A 23,492-nucleotide genomic window follows, 5' to 3' on the forward strand; every position below is an offset into this window, starting at 1 on the left:
CCGCTTAAGCAAATAAGGCTGTTTGGCTGTTGCAACCGCTGCTGCGCTGCGCCATCCTGCGCGCACTATCAGTGTGAGTGAACGTTCCATGGCCGGACTTCGCATCATCAAGAAGTATCCCAATCGCCGTCTCTACGATACGGAAATTTCCAGCTACATCACCATCGAAGATGTGCGCCAGTTGATCATCGACGGCGAGGAGTTCGAAGTCCGCGATGCCAAGAGCGGCGAAGATTTGAGTCGTGCCGTCCTGCTGCAGATCATTGCCGACCAGGAACAGGACGGCGAGCCGATGCTTTCCACCCAGTTGCTGAGCCAGATCATCCGCTTCTACGGGGATTCGCTGCAGGGCTTCATGGGCAACTACCTGGAGCGCAGCATGCAGGTGTTCCTGGACCAGCAGCAGCAGTTCCGCCAGCAGATGGGCAACCTGCTCGGGCAGACCCCCTGGGCGATGATGAACCAGCTGACCGAGCGCAACCTGGAGTTGTGGCAGGAGTTCCAGCGCAACTTCGGCGCCGGCTTTGGCCGCCCGGGTGGCCCGGGCACCCCGCCGACCCCGCCCGGCGCCGGCAGCATGGGCAGCGGCCCGATGGGCACCGGCACGCACGGCACCTCCGGCAGCCATACCGGCACCACCGGCAAGGCCCGCAACCGCGGTTGACGCGCACGGTGGCATCCCGGAGCAGCAGCGAATCCACCTGCTGCTCCGTTCTCAGGCAGACATGGCCGCCAGTCCGAGCTTTCTGCACCCTGGACGCAGCGAGTGTTCCAGCAGTGTTCGCCACTGACTGACGCTTGGTGTCGCACCCATCGGGCCCGGGCGCGTCTGCGCCGGAGACGATCCGTCAGCGGCCCGGCGGTTGCGCACAGGCCGAACAGATCCGCTCCACGTGGTAGCCGCGCGCGCGCAGGCGCTCCACAACCCCGTCGTTACCGAGCAGGTGCAACGCACCGACCACCACCAGCGTGGTGCCGCTGCCCTTGCCCAGCTGCTTTTCCAGCCGCGGCACCCAGCGCGCATTGCGCTCGACATTGATGTCCTGATACAGCGCCGGATACTGGCGGTGCAGGTCTTCGGCCATCTGCGTGGACAGCGTCTGCACATCCCCCCTGCGCCAGGCCGCGTGCAGCTGGCGCAGCTGATCGGTGGTCGCGGCTTCGTCCAGCGACTCTTCCAGCAACTGATGCTGCTCGGTTGGCGACATCGCGTCGAGCAACGCGATCTGCTCTTCGGCGCGCTCCAGCCCTTCGGCCGGCTTGCCCCTGGCTTGCGCCTGCTGCATCAGGTAATGGTCCAGGCCGGCATTCGGGTCCATGCCCTGGCGGGCCATCTCGGCCATGCTGATCGAGAGCGCGACAAACCAGGGCTTGAGCCGCTGCAATGCGTCGACCGACATGCCGTGCGTGCGTGCGTAGCTGCCGAGCGCCTGCCAGGTCCTGGCATCCAGCACGTCCTGCAGGGTCCGGCCGTCGCTGCGGCGCGCCACCTGCAACATGCGGCTGGCCAGCTGCGGCGATTGCGCGTCCGATGGCGGCAACTCGAAGACCAGCCGGTCGGCCTTGGCAAATGCCTGCATCACGTCCGGCGACAGCGGGTAATCGCTGGGCTTGAGCACATGGAACGAGCCGAGCAGGTAGAGCGTGCCGCCCTTGCCATCGACCTTCCATAGCAGCGGCACCGGCGGGTTGGCGGGCACCTCGTTGGCCGCACGTGCGCAGACCGGCGCAACCGCCCCGCTCCACAGTGCCAGGCCGAGCATCGCGCTGCGGCCCCAGGCAGCCAGCCGCACTTTCATTGCGTTGACCATCACCGATTCCCCCTCATCACGTCAGTGCGGCACCTTGTAGGCCTTTTCGCCGGCCGACACCGCCAGGTCGATCCGGTTTTCCGGTGGCGGCAAGGGACAGGTGGCGAACGGGGTAAACGCACACGGCGGGTTGTAGGCGCGATTGAAGTCGACCACTACGTGTCCGGAGGCGTCGGGCACGTCCAGGTCCAGAAAACGCCCGGCCGGATAGCTGCCGTGGCCGCTGGTGCGGTCGGCGAACACCACGAACATGGGTCGCCCCGGCTCGCCGATCGTCTCCAGCCGATAGGTCTTGCCGTCGCGCTCGAACTCGATCGCCCCTGCATTGGGCTGTTCGCTGCTGATGCCGACGATGTCCACGATGGGGATGGTCTTGCCGACATCGTTGGGTACGTAGCGCGCGGCGATGCGCCATGCCGGATCCACCGGCCAGTAGTCCAGCCCGGCGAAGTGGGTGCGCGAGGGCGCGTCGGCATGCTTGACGCGCAATGCATAGCGGTCGCCGCGATGGATCAGGCCGAGCACGCCCTTGCCCTCGTCGAACTGGATCAGCGTCGGCCGCGCATCGCGATCGGACTGGAAGCGGATCCTGCCGGTCAGCGGCTTGCCGTCCACGCTGAGGGCCGCGCCGCGCTCGGGCACGAACCACACCGCACCGCCCTCGCTAGACACCATGCCCATCTTCGGCGGGCCGACCGCGAGTTTGATCCCACTGTCTGCGCTGCTGCCGATGTAGTGCGCCTTCAGCGAGAGCCAGTGCAGGCCGACCAGGCTGGTCCAGCCATCGGGTGCGCGCAGCTCTTTCAGCCGCGCTTCGCGCCAGGCGGCGGTATCGGCCAGAAACGTCTTGTCCAGCGCCACCGGCGCCTGCGGCGGCGCGCTGTCGCGCCCACAGCCGGCCAGCGTTGCAACCACCAGCATGCAGAGCAGCCAGCCCCTCCCCCCGTGCACTGCCATCAACGTCCCCTGAGAAACCAACGATCGATATCGCTCAGCGTAAACCGAGCCCAGGTGGGTCGGCCATGGTTGCATTGACCCGAGCGCTCGGTGGCTTCCATATCCCGAAGCAATGCGTTCATTTCTGGCACGGTGAGGCGACGGTTGGCGCGCACGGCGCCGTGGCAGGCCATGGTGGAGAGCAGTTCATCGCGCGCACTGGCGATGCGCCGGCTTTGCCCATGTTCGCGCAGATCGCCGAGCACATCGCGCAGCAGCGCCTCCGGCTCGGCGTTGGCGAGCAACGCGGGAATGCTGCGTACGTGCAGCGATTGCGGGCCGGCACGGGTGATCTCAAAGCCCAGGCTGGCCAGGGTATCGGCTTCGCGCTCGGCGGTATCGGCCTCGCGCTCGCCCACCGCCAGCGTGATGGGCACCAGCAGTGGCTGCGCATGCAGGCCGATGCTGTCGTGCGCGTTCTTGAGCCGTTCGTAGCCGATGCGCTCGTGCGCGGCGTGCATATCCACCACGATCAGGCCTTCGGCGTTTTCGGACAGGATGTAGATGCCGTGCAACTGCGCCACCGCGTAGCCAAGCGGCGGCACCCCGCTGTCTTCGGCGGTGGCCGGCAGGCCGGTGCCGGAGAGCTGTGGCAGCTGTGCAGCATGCTGCGCACTGCCGGGTGGCGGCGCATACAGCGCACTGTAGGCCGCGCGCGCTTCGTCCACACGCAAGCCCAACGGCGTCTGCGAGGGCGTCCAGTTGGCGTAGCTTCCTGAGCCGCCACCACCACTGGCGGTGCTGCCGTAGCTGGCGCCGCCACTGAGGCCCGCTCCCATCACACCCGCGGCGTCCGCCGCAGGAGCGTCGCTGCCGATGCTGTTGGGCGTGGTACCGGCACGCGTCTGCGCCAACGCATCCTGCAAGGTGCGGTAGACGAAGTCGTGGATCAGCCGCGCTTCGCGGAAGCGCACCTCGTGCTTGGCCGGATGCACGTTGACGTCCACCCGCGCCGGGTCCAGTTCCAGGAACAGCACGTAGGCGGGCTGGCGGCCATGGAACAGCACATCGCCATAGGCCATCTTGACCGCGTGCGCCACGCTGCGATCGCGCACCGAGCGGCCATTGACGTAGAGATATTGCTGGTCGGTGCTGGCACGCGAGTAATGCGGTTGCGCCACCCAACCATGCAGGCGCAGGCCGGCGCCGCTGTGATCCACGCGCAGCGCCTGGCGCGCAAAATCCTCGCCCAGCGTTTCGCCAAGGCGCGCGTCCGAATACAGGTCACCCGGCTTGTAGCGACGCGACGGCTTGCCGTTGTGCGACACGCGCAATTCCACATCCGGGCGCGCCAGCGCCAACGAGCGCAGCCACTCTTCTATGTGCCCGAGCTCGGTACGTTCGGCACGCAGGAACTTGCGGCGTGCCGGCACGTTGAAGAACAGCTCGCGCACCTCGACCGTGGTGCCGGGCGCGTGTGCGTGCGGGGTCACCTCGCCCAGCCGGCCGCCGTCGATCTGCAGCGCCGAGCCGTGCTCGGCATCGGCGCGGCGCGAGATCAGGGTGAAGCGGCTGACCGAGGCGATCGACGGCAAGGCTTCGCCGCGAAAACCGAGCGTGGCGACGGTTTCCAGATCGTCGAGCGAGGCGATCTTGCTGGTGGCATGCCGCGAGACTGCAAGCGGCAGCTCGTCGGGCGTGATGCCGCCGCCGTTGTCGCGGATGCGGATCAGGCGCACGCCGCCTTCTTCCAGCTCGATGTCCACCCGGGTGGCGCCGGCGTCGAGCGCGTTCTCGACCAGTTCCTTGACCACGGAAGCGGGCCGCTCGACGACCTCGCCGGCGGCGATCTGGTTGATCAGGATCTCGGGCAGCTGGCGGATCGCCATCAGCGCGCACTCCCGCGCAGGATGCGCGGCATGCAGTACAGCGGGGATGACACGGACAAGACAGACCTCGGCACGGCGACCCGGCGACGCACAGGCGCCGACATCTCGGGATTCAGGGCCGAATGATAGCCGAGCGGGTCAGCGGCTGCCGCCGGCCACGGTGCCGACGGCATCGGCTTCGGCCTGCGCGCGCGCGGCGAACAAGGTGCCCGGCGGCGGCTGGCGCGTAAAGAACGTATCGATACCGTCCAGCACCGCAGCGGCGATCTTGCGCTGGTAGGCCGGATCGATCAGGCGACGCTCTTCGTCCGGATTGGAGATGAACGCGGTTTCCACCAGCATGGCCGGCATATCAGAGGTGCGCAGCACCGCGAAATTGGCCCGCTCCAGCTGCGGCTTGTGGTTGTTGCCGATGCGCTTGAGCCCACCGAGCACGTGCCCGGCGGCGTCTTCGGAGGCTTTCATGTGCCCGCTCTGGGCCAGGTCCAGCAATACGTTGGCCAGCGTGCTTTCGGTCTGCTGCAGACGCACGCCACCGACCAGGTCGGCGGCATTTTCCTTGTCGGCCAGCCAGCGCGCGCGCTGTGAGGAAGCGCCCTTGGTGGACAACACGTACACCGACGATCCGGTGGCGCTGCGGTTTTCGGCCGCATCGGCGTGGATCGAAATGAAGATGTCGGCCTTGGCGGCGCGTGCCTTCTGCGCGCGCATCGGCAGCGGGATGAACACATCGGTGTCGCGGGTCAGGTACGCCTTCATGCCGGGCGTGGCGTTGATCTGGCGGGCCAGCTCGCGGCCGACCGCCAGGGTCACGTCCTTCTCGCGCTTGCCGGTGGGGCCCATGGCCCCGGGATCCTGGCCGCCATGACCCGGGTCGATGGCGACGATCAACGGCCGCATGCCGGGCGCCATCTTGACCCGCGATGCCTCACTGGGCAGCACCGGACGCGGCGGCAGGTCGTCGTCGGTGGCAGCGCCCGGCACTGCCGCAGCTGGACCCACGCCCGCAGCGGCCATCGGCGCGCCGCCCCCATTGAGGATGGCGGCGGCGGAGGCGCCGGCCGTCGTGGGCGCACCTGGCATCGGCGTGCCCTGGCCCGCAACGACGCGATTGGGTTGGGCGCTACCGGCCGTCGTCGGTGCGGCCGCCGCAGCGGTTCCGGGACGCGGCGTCGGCACCCCGGTGGCGACCGTGGTCGGCACTGCTGCCTGCGTGACGGTCGGCATCGCCGAAGCAGGCACCACGACCGGGACCGGCGGCGGAGGTGGCGCCGCAGATGCACGTTGCGCGGATGCGGCTAGCGCTGCGGTGGCACGCGCCGCTTCGGCCTGTGCATCGACGAGGCGTGGCGGCGGTGCCGCGGCAGGTACCGGTGCGCTGGCAACGGCGGAGGGGGGTGCTGGATCGCCGGGCCATTCGATCACCAGGGTCGAGGCGCTGCCGAGCGTCTGCATTTGCGGTTTCAGCGCAGTGACCGCGCTGGACAGCTCGAACACCACCCGGAACGTGCCCGGCACCGGTTGCCCGGTGCGCACGGAGGTCACCAGGCCGGCGGCCGGCGGCAGCTTGAGCCCACGCGCCGCGGCCGAATCCGGGAAGTCCACCACCAACCGATTGGGGTTGGCCAGCGACAAGGTCTTGAAGCCGCCGCTGCCGGCCAACTGGATCTCTGCACGGGTGCCAGTGGCGCCGGTGCTGACGCCGACGCCCTTGATTTCGCCGGCCCACGCAGCAAAAACCGCCAGGCTGAGGCTGGCGGTCAAGGCGGCACGACTGAACTGGCGGATCCCCGGTGTCATGGCGCTGGATTCAATCACCCAAACGGGTGAATTGCAAGGTGATTTCCCTTAATAATCCGTAACCTGGCGTTCATTCTTCCTGTGGGCTGACAAAAAGCGCCTGCAACTCGGCCTGATCGGCGAGGCGCGTCAGCCAGTCGCGCCCGGTCTGGCTGCGGCCCAGCAGACGAACACGTCGGCCATCGCCATCGACAGCCAGTTCCACATCCAGGTCCACCGCCGGCAGGGCACCTGCGCCCCGCTCCGGCCATTCCACCAGCCACAGGCTGGCGCTGCCTTCGTCCAGGCCAAGGAAATCCAGCTCGCCGGCCTGCCCGATGCGATACAGGTCCAGGTGCCAGGCTTCGTCGCCGGGGCCCAGCGGATAGCGTTCGATCAGGGTATAGGTCGGGCTGCGGATCGGCCCGCTGACACCGAGCGCCCGCAGCAGCGCGCGCGCCAGCGTGGACTTGCCCGCGCCCAGGTCGCCATGCAGCTGGACCATCGCGTTGGCGGGCCGGACTGCCGCCATTGCGCGGCCCAGCGTCTCGGTGGCCTCGGCATCGATCAGGTAGGCAGCAAGAGGCGTCATGCAGTGGCTCCGGCATTGGCAAGGCGACGCAGCTGCGGCAGCAGGTCGGTGGGCAACAGGCCGCGTTCGCCGTCGCGCGCCGCCGCGTCGCCGGCGCAGGCATGCAGCAAGGCGCCCAGGCTGGCGGCCTCCAGGGCCGCCCAGCCCTGGCCCAGCAAGGCGGCGATCACGCCGGTCAACAGGTCGCCCATGCCACCGACGGCCATGCCCGGGTTGCCGGCGTCGATGATGCGCGGGACCGCGCGCGGGGCCGCCACCACGCTGCCGGCGCCCTTGAGCACCACCACCGCGTCGAAGCGCTGGGCCAACGCGGCAGCGGCGGTCAGGCGGTCGCGCTGCACCTGCGCGGTGGACAGCCCCAGCAATCGCCCGGCTTCGCCGGGATGCGGGGTCAGCACCCGCGGGCCACGCGTGGGCACCGGATTCGACGCCAACAGGTTCAGGCCATCGGCGTCGATGACGACGGCGCTGTCCGAGCCCAGGACCGCATGCCACAACGTCTGGGCCCACGGGTCCTGGCCCAGGCCGGGCCCGAGCGCGACCACATCGGCGGCATCGGCCAGGGCGGCGATGTCGTCGCCCGCCTGCACCGCGCGCACCATCGCTTCGGGGCAACGCGCCAGCAACGTGGTCACGTGCTCGGCACGGGTGGCCACCTGCACCAGCCCGGCGCCGCTGCGCAGCGCGGCTTCGGCGGTCAGCATGATTGCCCCGCCGCTGCCCAGATTGCCGCCCACGCACAGCACCCGGCCCGATTCGCCCTTGTGCGTGTTGCGCCGCCGGGGCCGCAACTGCGCCGCCAGCGCGTCGATGTCCCAGCGATGTGCGGCAGGCGTAAGCCCGTCGAATGCAGAGCCCGGCACGTCCAGCGTTGCGATGCCGCGGTCGCCTGCGTATTCCAGGGCGTCGCCGGTGTACAGGCCGACATGCGGCACGATGAATTGCAAGGTCGCCTGCGCACGCACGGCCGTCTCGAACGCCACGCCATGGTCGGCGTCGATGCCGCTGGGCACGTCCAGCGCCAGCACCGGAACGCCGCAACTATTGACCGCCTCGATCAGCGCTGCGGTTGGCGCATCGGGCGCGCGGTTCAGGCCGATGCCGAACAGCGCATCCACGATCACATCGGCCTGCGCCAGCGGATACGGGAACAGCTCGATCGCGCCGCCCACCGCCAGGTAGTCGGTGCAGGCGCGCTGGGCCAGCTCCGATGCCGGGCCCCGCTCGGGCAGATGCACCACCCGCACCTGGCGCCCGGCGCGCTGCGCCAACCGCGCCAGCACATAGCCATCGCCGCCGTTGTTGCCGGTCCCGCAGACCACCACGATGCGGCGCGCCTGCGGCCAGCGCTCCAGCAACCATTGCCAGGCGGCCTGCCCGGCACGTTGCATCAGGATGTAGCCATCGCCACCGAGCAGCGCGGTGGCCTGCGCATCGAGCGTGCGCGCGGCAGCGGAATCGTAAAGAGCGAGCGGTGCGTACATGCCGGGAATTCTATACTTGTCGTCATGTCTGCCGTCCTCGCCCGCCCCGACCCCACCGATGCCGCCGCGCGCATCCGTGCGCTTGCACGCGAAGCGGGCTTTCAACGCTGCGGTATCGCCGGCATCGAATTGGGCGAAGACGAAGTGCATCTGCGCAGCTGGCTGGAAGAAGGCCTGTACGGCACGATGCACTGGATGGCCCAGCACGGCGACAAACGCTCGCGCCCGCAGGAGCTGGTGCCGGGCACCTTGCGGGTGTTGTCGGTTGGCATGGATTACGGTCGCAAGGACGACACCGAGGCCTGGAACACCTTGCACGACGGCAACCGTGCGTACGTGGCGCGCTATGCGCTGGGGCGCGATTACCACAAGCTGATGCGCAACCGGCTGCAGAAGCTGGCCGAGCGCATCCAGGGCGAGATCGGCGCCTTCGGCTTCCGCGTGTTCGTCGATTCGGCGCCGGTGCTGGAGCGCGCACTGGCGCGTAACGCGGGGCTGGGCTGGATCGGCAAACACACCTGCCTGATCGATCGCAACGGCGGCTCGTGGTTCTTCCTGGGCGAGATCTATCTGGATCTGCCGCTGCCGATCGACACGCCGGCCACCGCGCATTGCGGCACCTGCACGCGCTGCATCGACATCTGCCCGACCCAGGCCATCATCGCGCCGTACCGGCTGGATGCGCGCCGCTGCATTGCCTACCTCACCATCGAACACGACGGTCCAATTCCGGAACAGATGCGCAAGCCGATCGGCAACCGCATCTTCGGCTGCGACGATTGCCAGCTGATCTGCCCCTGGAACAAGTTCGCCAAGCGCACCGATGAGCCGGACTTCCGCGCCCGCAATGCGCTGGATGTGGCAACGCTGCCGCAGCTGTTTGCCTGGGACGAGGACGAATTCCTGCGCCGCACCGAAGGGAGCCCGATCCGCCGCAGCGGCCACGAACGCTGGCTGCGCAATATCGCTGTGGGCCTGGGCAATGCACCGGGCACGCCGGAAGTCTTGGCCGCCCTGGAAGCGCGTCGCCACCACGACTCGGAACTGGTACGCGAACACGCCGGCTGGGCGCTGGCGCAGCACGGCATCTGACCCCCCGGCATTCGCTGCGTGCGCCGCTGCAGCCTGCGGCATGCGCCCAGCAGGCGACGGCCAGGCTCTGCCACCGGCCGCCGGGGCGTTCGGAAGGCGATCACCCACACGCTTCCCCGCTACGGGATAATGCGGCGATGGCCGACCGCAACCAACAGATCCTCACTCCCAGCCAGCTCAATACACTGGCGCGCGACCTGCTGGAAGGCAGCTTCCCGCTGGTGTGGGTGGAAGCCGAGCTGAGCAGCGTCACCCGCCCGGCCTCGGGCCATCTGTACTTCACGCTCAAGGACGCGCGCGCGCAGATCCGTTGCGCGATGTTCAAGCCCAAGAGCACCTGGCTGAAGTTCCAGCCGCGCGAGGGCTTGCGCGTGCTCGCACGCGGCCGCCTCACTCTGTACGAAGCGCGCGGCGACTACCAGCTGGTGCTCGACCACATGGAAGAAGCCGGCGAAGGCGCGCTGCGACGTGCCTTCGACGAACTGCGTACGCGCCTGGCAGCCGAAGGCCTGTTCGATGCCGAGCGCAAGCAAGCGCTGCCGGCGCATGTACGCCGTCTGGCGGTGATCACCTCGCCCAGCGGTGCGGCGGTGCGCGATGTGCTCAGTGTGCTGGCGCGACGCTTCCCGCTGCTGGAGGTGGACCTGTTGCCGTCGCTGGTGCAGGGCGACAGCGCCGCGGCACAGGTCACCTCGCTGCTGCAGCGCGCCGATGCCTCCGGGCGTTACGACGTCATCCTGATCACCCGCGGTGGCGGCTCGCTGGAAGACCTGTGGGCCTTCAACGACGAACGTCTGGCGCGCGCGATCGCCGCTGCGCAGACCCCGGTGGTCTCGGCGGTCGGTCACGAGACCGACTTCAGCCTGAGCGATTTCGTGGCCGACGTGCGTGCGCCCACGCCGTCGGTGGCGGCCGAGCTGCTGGTGCCCGATCAGCGTGAACTGGCGGCGCGGGTGAGGCGCGCGCAGGCACGCATGGCCCAGCTGCAGCAGCATGCCCTGGGGAACGCAATGCAACGCGCCGACCGGCTTGCGCTGCGCCTGCGTGCGCACAGCCCGCAGGCGCGGCTGCAGCTGCTGCACCGGCGCCAGGAAGAGGCCGGCCGTCAGCTGCGCGCGCGCATGGCCCAGGTGCTGGAACGCCTGCAGACACGCGTGCAACGCGGGCAGGCGCACCTGCAGGTGCATAACCCGCAGCGCAACCTCGCCAGCTTGCAACAGCGGCTGCGCGCCCTGCATCCGCAAGCGGCCATGCAACGGCGCTTGCAGCACGATCAGTTGCGGCTGCGCGGCCTGGCGCGCTCGCTGGAAGCGGTGAGCCCGCTTGCCACCGTGTCACGCGGCTATGCCATCGTGACCCGCCCTGCCGATGGCAGCGTGGTGCGCAGCGCCGCCGACGTGGTGGCCGGCGAGGGCCTGCGTGCGCAACTGGCCGATGGCAGCATCGCTGTGCGGGTGGAATCTGGCGAAGGCTGAAAACAAGCAGCCCACGACGACGCGGTGTCTGCAGCACTGCTGCCGCTCGGCGCCTGCTTGACCAGGCGAAGAGTGCCGCGCCAGGTCGCGCCGCCATCGGTCGGCGCTGACAGCAAACCTTGAATAAGCCGTGGGGTGACGGGCAGACCCGGCATTGCGCTCGGGCACTACGGCCACCGCCGCCAGGAATCAGGCACCGGTGCCCGGCAGAGCGTGCTCGACTGCGATCGCCGGTTGTCGATCAAGCGCTCCGGAAAACGTCGTCTAGTGCTTCTTCAACGCTGAGCGGCGTCAGGAGCGGCCAGGCATCTGCGCGGCGTGCTGCCAGCCCTGCATCAGCAGCGTGGTCAACACCACCGGGTCGTGATCGAAATGGTGGCCGCCGGGCCGCACCGCCACCTCGACGCCCCGCGCGCGCAGCTCCGGGCACAGCGTGTCCTTTTCCTCACTGCCATAGATGCACTGCAGCCGATGCGCGTCCAGCGACTGGATGGCGGGCTCCACATCGCGCTCGGCATCGTTGTGCCAGCCCAGCCAGCCGCCGACACGCACCTTGAAATCAGCCTGGTGGCCAAGCCCGAGCAGGCTGACGAACTGCACGGAGGCGCGCTGCTGCGGCGACAGTTCCGGGTAGGCGAACGGCAGGATGTCGGCACCGAACGAATACCCCACCAACGCGACATGCTGGATGTGCCAACGCTGGCGATAGGCCGCGATCACCCGGTCCAGGTCCGCGCCCACCTGCTGCGGGGTACGGCTGGCCCAGAAGTACCGCAGGCTGTTCCAGCCCACCACCGACACGCCCTGCTGCTGCAGCTGCGCGGCGATGCCCTTGTCCAGCTCGCGCCAGCCGCCATCGCCGGAGAGCATCACCACCAGGCGGTCGCTGCCGGGTGCGTGCAGCTCGACCAGCGGCAGGTCGCCCAGGCCCTGCGCCTGGGCTGCCTGGAAGTGGCCGCGCGTGGCCGCAGCGATCTGCATCGGGCTGGCGCCGTCGACCAGATCGTCGAGAAAGCCCTGATTGGCATCGGGCACGTCGCGCGAACAGGCCAGGCCGGTGTCGGTGGTGCCGGCATCGGCAACCACCGCACCGCCCAGCACGTCCGGCGCCGACGACGCCAGCGCCTGGCGTGCCAGCACGGCGCCATCGCCCTGCCCCACCAGCACCGGCGGCAGGAAGGCATCCACATGTTCGGCGCGCAACAATTTCTTGCCGAGCCGCTCGGCGTCGTCGGCCAGCGAGCTACAGGCCGCGTGGTGCGAGCGCAAGCGCTCGCGGTAGCTGGCGGTATCAACCACCGCAACCAGCGCACCGTCATCGCTCAGCATGTCGGCCAGGCGCTGGCCGTCCTGCGGATGGGCGCTGTCGGGCAGCAACACCACCATGGCCTTGGGCGTGCCTTCCGGGCGCACGACCTCCACTGCGTGATAGTGTCCGGCGGTGTTGCCTTCCTGCATGTGCCGCGCCACGGCATAGCCGCTGCCGCCGATCAGCAAGGTCGCCATGACCCAACGAAACATCGTGATCCCCATGCTCATCGCGGCAGTCCTTCAGAAGCGCTGGCGCTTCGACCGCCGCACGCATCACCGGTTCCATCCGCGCGCGGGAAGTGTTCGCTGCGGTTAAGCCAAGGGATCCAGACATGTCATGCATGGTGGCTGGGCCGGCGCTATGCAGTCTGCATCCGGCCTCCGCAATGCGCATCAAAAGGCCGAAAAATCTCTGCATCGAGAATTCCAGTCTGTAGTCGCTCGTCTCAGGAAACGCTGTTTGGTGGAGGTGAGCGGATTAGTGGAGGTGGGCGGAATCGAACCGCCGTCCCGAAGCATCCATCTCCTCAACTCTAGATCCCGCGCGCCAGCCGGAACCCGATCCGCGCACTGGTGGTATCGGAGTCCTGCGATTGCCGCCACGCCGCGCGTGTCTGCTGCGGCGAGTTGGCCCAGCTGCCGCCGCGGATCATGCGCTGCCGGCAGCCCGGGTTGAACCATGCCGCGCCATCGGCCGGTGCCCGGCGATAGCTGGCGTGCCAGCAGTCGGCCACCCATTCGCTCAGGTTGCCGCCCATGTCGTGCAGGCCCCAGGCGTTGGCGCGGAAACTGCCTACCGGTGCCGGGCCCCAGAAGCCGTCGCCGTAGCCGACGAAGCCGTTGTTCCAGTGCCGGCCGCTGCGCGATACGTCGTTGCCGCCGGTGAAATTGCCCGTGTCGCGCGGTGGCGAGCCGGCATTCCCCCACGGATAGCGCCCGGTGGTGCCGGCGCGCACCGCGTACTCGAACTCGGCCTCGCTGGGCACGTGGTAATGGCGGCCGGTCTGCTCCGACAGCCAGGACGCATACGCCTCCGCATCACGGATGCTGACGTGCATCACTGGGCTGTTGGGTGCGGCCCGTGCACCGTTGTAGTCGGACTGCCAGTCCACGCCGCTGCGGCGGATGAAGTTGCCGCTGCGCTCGTCGTACACCACCGAATGCCCGCGCCGGGTGGCCCGCGGCCGCGCACCGGTGGCCTCGACGAACTGGCGGAACTCGGCCACCGTCACCTCGGTGATCGACAACGCAAAGCCGCGTGCGAAGCGCACGTAATGCGCCGGGCGCTCGTTGTCGGAGGCACCCGGCTCGGCATCGCCGGCACCCATCTGGAAGGCACCATGCGGCACCACGATCATCTGCGGTCCGCGCCCGCCGAGCTTGAGCCCGTCGGTGAAGACCTGCCCGGGGCGGAAGCTGCCGTAATGGGTGGCCAATTCCAGCCGACGGCGCAGATCGCCCGCCATCGGGTCGCCGGGGTCGGCGATGCGCAGCACCTCGGCCAGTTTCTCACCGGCGGCCTTGAGACCGCGCGGCGACGTCAGGTCGTGCAGGCCGGCATCGTGCAGCGCCGCGATCTGCGCGCGCCGCGTGCGCTCGATGCGCGCGCGCGCATCGGCAATGGTGGGCGCGCGGTCGCGCACCTGCCCGGCCATCTGCAGCCAGTACCGCGCACCGACGAAATCGCCGGCGTCGGCGGCCTGTTCGGCGCGTTCGAGCAGGCCGCTCTCCACTGCGGCCAGGCCCTGGCGCGTGCGTGGGTTGTCCGGGTCCAGTTGCGCGGCATCGCGAAAGTTCACCAGCGCGCCGTTGCCGTCTTCGCCCAACCGGCCACCGCGCAGATCGTCTTCACCGGCCCGGTTGAACCCGAGCACGCGCTGGGCGGTTTCCACTTCGCGTTGCAGCGCACGCACCTTCGGGTCCTGCGGTGCGAGCGCCAGCGCCACGATGGCCAGCTCGCGCGCCTGTTCCAGCGCATCGTCCTGACGCTCGGTCTGGGCAATCAAGGCCTGCCCGCGCTCGAGCAAGCGCGCGCGGGCCTGCTCCAGCCCGCGCCGGCTGGCCGCGTCCTTGCCGCCGGCGCGTTGCTGGATGGCCAGATACAACGGGATCGCATCGTCGGCGTCGCGGTACAGGCGATCGTCCTGCAAGGCCGCGTCGGCGCGCTTGCGCGCCTGCGCCAGGGGCTCATCGCCCAGATCCACGGCCGGCGGTTGCCACTGTGCAACGGTCTCGGCGGATTCTTCGCCGCCGATGGAGACATTGGGTGTGCCTGGCTGCCGCGTCGCCGCCGGCGCTTGTGCAGCCGGCGCCGGAGTCGGTGCCGGGGCACGCGAACAGGCACACATGCTGAGCGCCACCAGTGCCCACGCTGCCATCCGGTTACCGCACTTGCCCACCACCTGCTCCTTCCAGTGCTCTGCCGCACGACAGGCGATCGCGACGTTAGGCTATTCTGCGCGTTCTGCGCAAACCCTTGCTGTCGACGGAAATCACGTGCCCCATTGGATCACCCACCCCTCCGAGCTGACCGAGCGCCTGCAGGCAGCGCGCCCGTCGCGCATCGGCCTGGATACCGAATTCATTCGCGAACGCACCTACTGGCCGCAGTTGGCGCTGGTGCAGATGGCCATTGGCGAGGAGATCCTGCTGATCGATCCGCTGATCCCGGGCATGAACGCGGCGCTCAAGGAGTGGTTGACCGCCACCGACATCGTCAAGGTGATGCATAGCGCCAGCGAAGACCTGGTCACCTTCAAGTGCGCATGCGGCGTGCTGCCGCGGCCGCTGTTCGACACCCAGATCGCTGCCGCCCTGGCCGGTGTCGGCGGCGGCATGGGCTATCAGAAACTGGTGCAGGAAGTGACCGGCACCTTGCTGACCAAGGGCGAGACGCGCTCGGACTGGATGCGCCGCCCGCTCTCTCCGTCGCAGCTGGAATACGCCGCCGACGACGTGCGTTATCTGTTTGCGCTGCACGATGAGCTGACCCGTCGCCTGACCGAGCAGCACCGCCTGGGCTGGCTGGCTGAAGATGCCGAGCGGCTGCTGGCCACCGTCGAGCACGACGATGGCGAGCGTTGGCCGCATGTGAGCCTGCGCACCGCGCAGTTCCTGGAGCCGGCCGCGCAACGTCGGCTGCTGCGGCTTTTGCGTTGGCGCGATCTGCAGGCGCGCCAGAGCGACCGTCCGCGCAGCTGGATCCTGGACAACGAATTGGCCAGCCAGCTGGCGCGGTTTCCGCCCGCGGACCTGGACGCGCTGCTGCGCCAGTTCGACAAGTTCCCCAAGGCCCCGCGCAAACTCGCCGCTGCGGTCTGGGAGGCGCTGGACACGCCGCTGCCGGACGAAGACAGCGCCCCGCTGGCGCAGGCGGCCACCGATGGAAACAAGGCAGTGCTCAAGCGCCTGCAGGACGCCGTGGCACAGCGCAGTCGCGAACTGGGCCTGCCGGACGGCCTGCTTGCTTCGCGGCGACATCTGGAAACGCTGATCGAGCAACACGCTTGGCCCGCGGCCCTGGGCCAATGGCGCCGGCAGCTGCTGGAAGCACACCTGCTGCCGTTGCTGGCCGATCCTGCCGCGCAGTGAGATCGGCTTCACGCAAAGAGCCCGCAGCAATGCGGGCTTTTCATTGCGTGCATCGGCCCACCTGCGATCCCCTGGCAGGCGTCAGTCCTGCGCCGCCCAACGTGCCAGGTTCTGCTGGATATGATCCATGTCTGCCCATGGGTCCTTGCGCCGGCGGCGCAGTTTCTCCGGCACATCGCGTAGCGTGAATGCATCGGCACGGTGCAGCTTGGGCAGATCCGACCACTGTAGCGGCAAGGCCACCGGTGCGCCGGGCCGGCCCCGCAGCGAATACGATGCCACCGCCGTGGCGCCGCGCCCGTTGCGCAGATAATCGACAAAGATGCGCTTGTTGCGAAACCGCTTGGTCGCGGTGGCGACAAAGCGCTCCGGTTCCGACTGCGCCAGCGCATCGGCAAAGCCCTTGGCGAAGCGTTTGGTCAGGTCCCAGTCGCAGCCCGGGTTCAGGGGCACCACCACGTGCACCCCCTTGCCGCCGGACACGCGCAGGAACGATTCCAGTTCCAGCTGCGCCAGCAGCTTGCGGATATCGGTCGCCGCGCGCTTGACCTCGGCAAACGGTACGTCCGGGCCCGGGTCCAGGTCGAACACCACCCGGTCGGCCACATCGGGGCGGGCAGCATGCGAGCCCCAGGGATGAAACTCCAGCGCGTTGAATTGCACCAGCTCAAGCAGCCCGGGCGCATCGTCCACGACCAGGTAATAGGCATTGTTGCCGGTGTCTTCCTTCAACCTGACCGAACTGACGCGCTCCAGCCCGGCGGTGTGGTGTTTCTGGAAGAAGCACGGCTTCTCTGCCCCGTTCGGACAGCGGATGATCGAGAGCGGGCGGCCGACGATTTCCGGCAGCAGATGGTCCATCACGGCCTGGTAGTAGTCCCAGACGTCGCCTTTGGTCGCGCGGATATCCGGGTAGATGAGCTTGCTCGGACTGGACAGCGCCGGCACCGCCGAAGTGGACGTCGCGCTTTTCGCGCTGGGCGGCGGCGACGATGCAGGCGACGACGCAGGCGTCCCCTTGGACCGGCGCGATGGCGTCCTGCGCAAGCCTGCAGCCGCACCGCCAGCCGCATCGCTGTCGGCCAGGTCGGCAATGCGCTTGTCCGGGCGCAGCGCCTTGAATGAGGCCTGCCGCAATAGCTGCTGACCACCGATGCCGCGGTAGAACACCTCCACCACGAACCGCGGCGCAAACCAGGTTGCGCCGCGCAGGTCGGTGTCCTCGGTCGGCACATGGGCGGTGGGTGTCCGCGTGCCGCCCTCCAGCTGCGGCGTCACCTCGCGCATCAGCGCATCGGAAAAGCCCGATCCCACCCGGCCGACGTACAGCCAGCCGTGCACCGGGTCGGGTGTGGCCAACAGCAGCGAACCGAACCCCGTGCGGCTGCCCTTGGGCGCGGTATAGCCCACCACCGCGTATTCCTGGCTGGCCAATTGTTTGGTCTTGCGCCAGTCGTCACTGCGGCCACCGTGATAGGGCCGGTCCGCACGCTTGGAGATGATGCCTTCGAAATGCTGCTCGCCCGCGACGCGGAACGCCTGCTGTCCATCGCCTTCCACATGCGAGCTATACGCCAGGTGCGACGTCAGCGCGGCGGCCATCACCTCCTGCAACAGTTGCTTGCGCTGGATCAGGGGCGCCTGGCTGATATCCACGCCGTCCACGTGCAGCAGATCGAAGACTGCCAGCGCGAGCGGCATCTGGCGCTCACCGGACAAGGTCGCCTGCAGCAGATTGAAGTCCTGCTTGGTGCCGCGCCCGGCGATCAACTCGCCATCCAGCTGCGCCGAGCGCAAGCCCAGCGACTGGATCGCATCGCGGATCTCGGGCGTCTTGTCGGTCCACTCCAGCGCATTGCGCGACCACAACCGCACCCGCCCGTCGCTCACGGTCGCCAGGATGCGGTAACCATCCCACTTGATTTCGTGTAGCCACTGCGCGCCATCGGGGGGCGCCTGGCCCAGCTTGGCAAGCTGCGGCTCGAACGGCGCATCGGCCAGCTCGGCGCGGCGCGCGTTGCTGAGGGCGAGCGCCTGTTTCGCCCAGTCCCGGCGCTTGCCGGCGACCGGCGCAGGCACGTGCGTAAGTGCCTTGCGCCCGGCCTTGCCGGCGCCGGCGCGACGCACATCGGCGGCTGGCGCGGCAGCGACGTCTGCCAACAGGTCGTCGGCCTCCAGCGTGCCGGCGTAGGCGTCGTCTTCCTTGAACAGCAACCACTGCGGCTGCCGCGCCGGCTTGCCGGACCGTACCAGGTGCCAGCCGCCCTTCAACTTGCTGCCGAACAGCTCAAACCGTAGATGCCCCTTGGCCAATTGCGCCTCGGGGTCGCCAGCAGTGGCCCATACCCCGTGGTCGAACTGGGCCACGTGGCCGCCGCCATACTCGCCCTTGGGAATCTCTCCTTCGAACTCTGCATAGTCGACCGGGTGATCCTCCACCTCCACGGCCATGCGCTTGACCTTGGGGTCATAGCTCGGCCCTTTCGGGACCGCCCAGCTCTTGAGCGCATCGCCCACCTGCAGGCGGAAGTCGTAATGACGCCGACTGGCGTGGTGCAGCTGCACCACGAAGATCGCGCGCTGCCCGGCGGGCACGGTCTTGCCGGGCTCGGGCTCGCGGGTCTTGTCGAAGCTGCGCTTGCGGCGATACTCGCTCAGGCTCATCGGGGTTGCCGGGCCTACTTCCGCAGATGCTCACGCACGCTGGCAGCGACCGGACCGACCTGTTTTACGGCAGCGCGCAGTTCGTCGGCGCTGACGCCCAGCGCCTTGGTCCAGTACTGCAGCTCATAGGCTTCGTTGACATTGATGCGGTCGCGGTCGGGCGAGCCGGTGTTGTGTTTGTCGTCGCTCATCGCTGGCTCCTGTATCGTCGTGGTCGGGTTTGCTGGCGTGCGTGTAAGCTGAACAACGCCTGCAACGACGATGCGAAAGCGGCCGAACAGATCTCGTGAAAGGCCTGTTCACGCCATGTGCAAGCAACCGCACCCGCAGCGGCCGCCCCCGGGCCGCATGCCATAATGGCGCGCGCCCCTAGGGCGGCGTCTCCACTCTTTATTCCGAGGCCATACCTCTGTGAGCAATACCTCTTCGAAACTGGATTCCATCGCGCAAGCCAAAGCCAAGTTGCTGGACGAGCTGCAGAAGCTGGAAGAACAGGAGAAAACCGAGCGCGCGAGCGAGGCATCCTCTGCGCATGCCACCATCGTCTCGCTGCTCGAGCAGTTCGCCGGCCACTTCAACACCAAGCAACGCAACGACATCGCCGCCTACCTGGGCACCACCGCTGCGCGCAAGGAAGTGGTCAAGAGCGGCCGCAGCGAAGTGAAGCCGAAGTACGAACTGCCGCACACCGGAGAGACCTGGTCCGGCCGTGGCCGTACCCCGAAGGCCTTTGCCGCGTGGGAAGGCTCGGTGTCGTACAAGGAATGGAAGGCCAAGAACCCGGACCTCAAGTTCCCGCTGGTACGCGAGTAAGCGTTGCAGGATCGCGCCCTTGCGGCGCGGTCGATCGCCAGTTGTCTTGGCGAACCGCCTGGCATGTGGTTAGAATCGAGACACGTGGGGCGGTAGCTCAGCTGGGAGAGCGTCGCGTTCGCATCGCGAAGGTCGAGGGTTCGATCCCCTTCCGCTCCACCACTGCATCAAACCAGGAGCCTCGGACGTCCGCGTCCGGGGCTCTTGCGTATGGGGCACCCCACGCGCGTGGCGGGCGGCCGCCGCCATGGCACCGGGATCACACCCGCTGCGCTAACGTGCACCGCACCAACATACCGGAGCCGACGCCATGAGCAACCAACAGCGCCCACCTGATACCGACGCCGACGACGCCAGTGGCGTCTCCGAGAGCCAGGAGTCGCGCAAGCAGGACGAAGCGGCCAAGCAACGCCCAGGCCAGGAAGACCTCAAGGTGCATGACGAGCACAGCCGTCGCCCCAAGGGCAACGTTGGCCAGGGCGGGTAATCGTCCAGCTTAATTGCCCGCGGCACGGCCGGACTGGGATCGAGGCCGCCTGCTGCGGCCCCGGGATATGGCAACATCCGGACACGTTGGCCGCCAGGCGGTCGGCGACCGCCGGATGGCCGGCTCGCACCACGGCAGCGATCATTGCCGCCGACATTTCCACGCCTAGATGGCGTCTTGTTGCAAAGGCCTTGCATGCAGCTTCCAGACGCGCCCGCGTTGCATTTGATCCAAGCGACCCTGTTGCCGGGCGAGGTCGGCGCGGTGCTGGGTGCGCGCGCACCGGCCAACGAGGACGAGCGTGTGGCGGCGCTGCACGCCTATCAGCTGTTGGATACCCCTGCCGAGCAGCCCTATGACGCGCTCACCGCCGACGCAGCAGCCGTGTGCCGCACGCCGATGGCGCTGATTTCCTTGGTCGATACGCAGCGGCAATGGTTCAAGTCACGGATCGGCATGCAGCCGACCGAAACGCCGCGCACGCTGTCGTTCTGTGCGCACGCCATTCTCGAACCCGATCAGCTGATGGAAGTGTCCGACACCCATCTGGATGCGCGCTTCGTCGACAACGCGCTGGTCACTGGCGAGCCGCAGATCCGCTTCTATGCCGGCGCTCCGCTGCTGACGTCCGACGGCATTGCGTTGGGCACCCTGTGCGTGCTCGACCGAACGCCGCGGCGTCTGTCCGGTGCCGAGCGCGACGCGCTGCGCGCACTGGCCCGGCAGGTAGTGGACACCATCGAACTGCGGCGTGCGGCCAGGCTGGTGGAGCTGGACGCATTGCGCGACGAACGCACCGGGCTCTGGAACCGCGCCGGGCTGGAGCGCGGCTTGCAGGAGCTTGCGACCATGCGCGCAGACGAGACCGGGCAGCACGCGCTGGGGTTATTGCTGATCGATCTGGACGGCTTCAAGCGCCGGAAGCTGCAGGCGGGTGCGGCCGCGGCCGACGCGACCCTGGCCCAGGTCGCGCAGCTGATCGAGACCCGGTTGCCGCCCTCCGCGCTCGTGGCGCGGCTGGACGGCGACCGCTTCTGCGTGGCACTTGCCAGTCCCTCGCCATCGGCCGCCTCACAGGCCGCCGACGACATCCGGAAGGCCATCGAAGCGGCGACCTGGCCCATCGGCGCGTTGACCATCAGCGTCGGGCTGGTCGATGTGGCGGCGGGCGAGGCCCTGGACAGCAGCATCCTGCTGGCGCGCGCCCGGCATGCCTTGCAGCGTGCGGTCCGCGACGGACGCAACCGTGTGCAGCGATTCAGCGGATGGCAGTTGCACGACTGAGCGTTGCGCACGCCCTTGCATCGGTGACCTCGCCGCTCAGGCGGCCAGCGCGTCGGTAGTGCCGGCGATCTCGTCCACCTGCAACACCTGCTCCATGTCCAGCAGCACCACGAAGCGCTCGCCCACCTTGCCCATGCCGCGCAGCAGATCGCGCCGGATGTGCGTGCCGAAGGCCGGCGCCGCTTCGATGTCCTGGTCGGCCAGCTCGATCACGGCATTGACCGCATCCACCAGCACACCGATCGCCTGCGTGCCCTGCGCCTGCCCGGTGGACAGGATCACGATGCAACTGCGTTTGTTGATGGCGCCGCCGGCACGCCCCAGCCGCGCCTGCAGATCGACCACCGGCACCACCGCGCCACGCAGGTTGATCACCCCGCGCACGCAGGACGGCATCGATGGCACCGGCGTGGGCGCGCGGTACTGGATGATTTCGCGGATGCCGAGAATGCTGGTGGCGAAGGTTTCGCCGTCCAGCTGAAAGGTGAGGTACTGGGCAGCCGCATCGGCGTCGCCCGGCATGCCATCGGAAGTCTGTGCGGTCATCGATCGGTCTCTCAGAAGCGGGCGAACTGGCCTTCGTCCGGGCCCTCGGACATCGCATAGGCTGGCGCGGCGCTGCTGCGCCAGCCACGGGTACCGGCCGCGCGGACCGGGCGTGCGGCCACCTGCTTGCCGCGCTTGGGCGGCGTGCTTGCGGTGCCCTGCCCGCCCAACCGGAAGAAGGCCATGCTCTGTTGCAGCTGTTCGGCCTGCGCACTCATCTCTTCGGCCGTGGCGGCCAGTTCTTCGGACGCGCTGGCGTTTTGCTGGGTGGTCTGGCTCAACTGCACCACGGCCGAGTTGATCTGGCTGACGCCGGAGGACTGCTCTTCGGAAGCGGCGGAGATCTCCTGCACCAGGTCGGAGGTGCGCTTGATGCTGGGCACGATGGTATCGAGCAGGCGCCCGGCACGGTCGGCCAGTTCCACGCTGGAGCCGGCCACCTCGCCGATCTCCTGCGCAGCCACCTGGCTGCGTTCGGCCAGCTTGCGCACTTCGGCGGCGACCACCGCAAAGCCCTTGCCATGCTCGCCGGCACGTGCGGCTTCGATCGCGGCATTGAGCGCGAGCAGATTGGTCTGGTAGGCGATGTCGTCGATGATGCCGATCTTCTGCGCGATCTGCTTCATCGCCTGGGTGGTGGCAACCACCGCCTCGCCACCTTCGATGGTTTCCTTGGCGGCCTGGGTGGCCATGCCGTCGGTGATGCGGGCGTTCTCGGTGTTCTGGCTGATCGAGGCGGTCATCTGCTCCAGCGACGCGCTGGTTTCCTCGACGCCGGCGGCCTGTTCGCTGGCAGCCTGCGATAGCGACTGCGCGGTGGCGCTGACTTCTTCGGAGGCGCTGGCCAGGGTTTCGGCGCTGGTATTCACCTCGCCCACCACCTGCGACAACTTCTGCACCATGGTGCGCATCGCTTCGAGCAATTGCGCGGTTTCGTCGCGGCCGTGCACATCGATCTGCATGGTCAGGTCGCCTTCGGACAGGCCGTTGGCCACGGTGACCGCGCGCCGGATCGGGCCGGTGACGCTGCGGCTGATCACCACGCCCAGCACGGCGCCCAGCAATACGCCGCTGCAGATGATGGCGATCAACAGCTTGGAACTGCGTGCATGGATGGCGCCGGTCTCCGCATTGGCCGAGGCCGCGCTGCGTTCGCGCAGGCCGCTCAGGTCGGTCATCAAGGTGTCCACTTCGTCCGAGCTGGCGCGTACCGCACGCGACAGTGCGGCGAGTTCCGGGTTGGCCTCGCGCAATGCTTCGCGATTGGCGGCTTCGATAAAGCGGCCGCGCTCATCCAGATAGGTCTGCCACGCGCGGTCGAACTGCGCCAGCTTGGCCTTGCCCTCTTCGGTCTGGAAGCTACCGCGTGCACGGGTCATGTAATCGACCACCTTGGCGGTGTACTTGTCGATGTTCTGCACGTGCGACTGGCGCTCTTCTGCGCTGCTGGCCAGCAGCAGGTTGGCGCGTGCGCGGCCGGCATAGATCAGGTTGATGTTGGCTTCCTTGACGTTGGACAAGCCAAGCAACTCGCGTTCGTACAGCGAGGTCGACAGGTCGCTGATGCGCCCGGAATTGGAATAGCCCACCCACCCGATGCATGCGCCGATCGCCGAGACGATCAGAAACGCCACGATCAGCCGGGTTCCGATTTTGAAGTTGCCTAACATTGGGGAGTTCTCGTGAGTGATGCGTGGGCGACATGCAGTGCATGGCAATCGACAGTGCTGGGCGTGCC

The 23,492-nt window shown here is 68.3% G+C and carries 19 protein-coding genes and 1 tRNA gene; 8 read left to right on the top strand and 12 right to left on the bottom strand.

The window, feature by feature from the left end; translation table 11 throughout:
• Window positions 1-88: 88 nt before the first annotated feature.
• Window positions 89-664 carry a polyhydroxyalkanoate synthesis repressor PhaR gene (phaR, locus tag ACCQ12_RS11320; protein ID WP_039410688.1) on the top strand — a complete coding sequence of 192 codons (576 nt, stop codon included), beginning with the start codon at window positions 89-91 and terminating at the stop codon, window positions 662-664.
• 184 nt (window positions 665-848) lie between these two features.
• On the opposite strand, the gene ACCQ12_RS11325 is transcribed toward phaR, so the two are convergent.
• The 6 genes from ACCQ12_RS11325 to ACCQ12_RS11350 all read right to left on the bottom strand — a co-directional run bounded on the left by ACCQ12_RS11325 (window position 849) and on the right by ACCQ12_RS11350 (window position 8,491).
• Window positions 849-1,811 (bottom strand): TraB/GumN family protein, encoded by a 963-nt coding sequence (locus ACCQ12_RS11325; RefSeq protein WP_372383603.1) that lies wholly within the window; start codon window positions 1,809-1,811, stop codon window positions 849-851.
• Between the two features lie 21 nt (window positions 1,812-1,832).
• Entirely contained in the window at window positions 1,833-2,768 is a 936-nt protein-coding gene (locus ACCQ12_RS11330) for a DUF1684 domain-containing protein (RefSeq protein ID WP_372381739.1), read from the bottom strand.
• The gene (mutL, locus tag ACCQ12_RS11335) at window positions 2,768-4,636 is read right to left on the bottom strand and encodes a DNA mismatch repair endonuclease MutL (protein WP_372381740.1); all 1,869 of its coding nucleotides are present in this window, start codon (window positions 4,634-4,636) and stop codon (window positions 2,768-2,770) included. Before mutL ends, ACCQ12_RS11330 begins: the two co-directional genes overlap by 1 nt.
• 138 nt (window positions 4,637-4,774) lie before the next feature.
• Complete coding sequence (locus tag ACCQ12_RS11340) at window positions 4,775-6,436, bottom strand: N-acetylmuramoyl-L-alanine amidase (protein WP_166748741.1); 1,662 nt, start codon at window positions 6,434-6,436, stop codon at window positions 4,775-4,777.
• A gap of 70 nt (window positions 6,437-6,506) precedes the next feature.
• Window positions 6,507-7,007, bottom strand: coding sequence for a tRNA (adenosine(37)-N6)-threonylcarbamoyltransferase complex ATPase subunit type 1 TsaE (tsaE, locus tag ACCQ12_RS11345; RefSeq protein WP_047697789.1), 501 nt, complete (start codon window positions 7,005-7,007; stop codon window positions 6,507-6,509).
• Window positions 7,004-8,491 carry an NAD(P)H-hydrate dehydratase gene (locus ACCQ12_RS11350; protein WP_372381741.1) on the bottom strand — a complete coding sequence of 496 codons (1,488 nt, stop codon included), beginning with the start codon at window positions 8,489-8,491 and terminating at the stop codon, window positions 7,004-7,006. The genes tsaE and ACCQ12_RS11350 overlap by 4 nt, the downstream gene beginning before the upstream one ends.
• A 24-nt stretch (window positions 8,492-8,515) precedes the next feature.
• On the opposite strand from ACCQ12_RS11350, the gene queG reads away from it, so the two are divergent.
• On the top strand, window positions 8,516-9,583 hold the full coding sequence (queG, locus tag ACCQ12_RS11355; RefSeq protein WP_047697785.1) for a tRNA epoxyqueuosine(34) reductase QueG: 1,068 nt from the start codon (window positions 8,516-8,518) through the stop codon (window positions 9,581-9,583).
• A gap of 137 nt (window positions 9,584-9,720) precedes the next feature.
• A complete protein-coding gene (xseA, locus tag ACCQ12_RS11360; RefSeq protein WP_372381742.1) occupies window positions 9,721-11,058 on the top strand; it encodes an exodeoxyribonuclease VII large subunit in 1,338 nt (445 codons plus the stop codon).
• Window positions 11,059-11,349: 291 nt separating this feature from the next.
• Here xseA and ACCQ12_RS11365 read toward each other — a convergent pair whose 3' ends face one another.
• Window positions 11,350-12,597 (bottom strand): virulence factor family protein, encoded by a 1,248-nt coding sequence (locus ACCQ12_RS11365; protein WP_372381743.1) that lies wholly within the window; start codon window positions 12,595-12,597, stop codon window positions 11,350-11,352.
• Between the two features lie 305 nt (window positions 12,598-12,902).
• On the bottom strand, window positions 12,903-14,747 hold the full coding sequence (locus ACCQ12_RS11370; RefSeq protein ID WP_184387409.1) for a formylglycine-generating enzyme family protein: 1,845 nt from the start codon (window positions 14,745-14,747) through the stop codon (window positions 12,903-12,905).
• A gap of 118 nt (window positions 14,748-14,865) precedes the next feature.
• On the opposite strand from ACCQ12_RS11370, the gene rnd reads away from it, so the two are divergent.
• Complete coding sequence (gene rnd, locus ACCQ12_RS11375; RefSeq protein ID WP_372381744.1) at window positions 14,866-15,960, top strand: ribonuclease D; 1,095 nt, start codon at window positions 14,866-14,868, stop codon at window positions 15,958-15,960.
• A gap of 81 nt (window positions 15,961-16,041) precedes the next feature.
• Here the strand turns inward: rnd and ligD are convergent, their stop codons facing one another.
• Both ligD and ACCQ12_RS11385 read right to left on the bottom strand, forming a co-directional pair.
• Window positions 16,042-18,624 (bottom strand): DNA ligase D, encoded by a 2,583-nt coding sequence (gene ligD / locus ACCQ12_RS11380; RefSeq protein WP_372381745.1) that lies wholly within the window; start codon window positions 18,622-18,624, stop codon window positions 16,042-16,044.
• A gap of 14 nt (window positions 18,625-18,638) precedes the next feature.
• Window positions 18,639-18,815, bottom strand: a complete 177-nt coding sequence (locus ACCQ12_RS11385; RefSeq protein ID WP_068835655.1) for a DUF3606 domain-containing protein — start codon at window positions 18,813-18,815, stop codon at window positions 18,639-18,641.
• A gap of 220 nt (window positions 18,816-19,035) precedes the next feature.
• On the opposite strand from ACCQ12_RS11385, the gene ACCQ12_RS11390 reads away from it, so the two are divergent.
• The 4 genes from ACCQ12_RS11390 to ACCQ12_RS11405 all read left to right on the top strand — a co-directional run bounded on the left by ACCQ12_RS11390 (window position 19,036) and on the right by ACCQ12_RS11405 (window position 21,208).
• On the top strand, window positions 19,036-19,437 hold the full coding sequence (locus ACCQ12_RS11390; protein WP_003485983.1) for an H-NS histone family protein: 402 nt from the start codon (window positions 19,036-19,038) through the stop codon (window positions 19,435-19,437).
• Between the two features lie 86 nt (window positions 19,438-19,523).
• Window positions 19,524-19,599 (top strand) — tRNA-Ala (locus ACCQ12_RS11395).
• Between the two features lie 148 nt (window positions 19,600-19,747).
• Window positions 19,748-19,924 carry a hypothetical protein gene (locus tag ACCQ12_RS11400; RefSeq protein ID WP_355603607.1) on the top strand — a complete coding sequence of 59 codons (177 nt, stop codon included), beginning with the start codon at window positions 19,748-19,750 and terminating at the stop codon, window positions 19,922-19,924.
• Window positions 19,925-20,119: 195 nt separating this feature from the next.
• On the top strand, window positions 20,120-21,208 hold the full coding sequence (locus ACCQ12_RS11405; protein WP_372381746.1) for a diguanylate cyclase domain-containing protein: 1,089 nt from the start codon (window positions 20,120-20,122) through the stop codon (window positions 21,206-21,208).
• Between the two features lie 36 nt (window positions 21,209-21,244).
• Here ACCQ12_RS11405 and ACCQ12_RS11410 read toward each other — a convergent pair whose 3' ends face one another.
• Entirely contained in the window at window positions 21,245-21,754 is a 510-nt protein-coding gene (locus tag ACCQ12_RS11410; RefSeq protein WP_047697768.1) for a chemotaxis protein CheW, read from the bottom strand.
• 11 nt (window positions 21,755-21,765) lie between these two features.
• The gene (locus tag ACCQ12_RS11415) at window positions 21,766-23,424 is read right to left on the bottom strand and encodes a methyl-accepting chemotaxis protein (protein WP_047697767.1); all 1,659 of its coding nucleotides are present in this window, start codon (window positions 23,422-23,424) and stop codon (window positions 21,766-21,768) included.
• Window positions 23,425-23,492: the final 68 nt, after the last annotated feature.

This window comes from Xanthomonas sp. NCPPB 1068, assembly GCF_041479385.2.
Lineage (GTDB): Bacteria > Pseudomonadota > Gammaproteobacteria > Xanthomonadales > Xanthomonadaceae > Xanthomonas > Xanthomonas cannabis.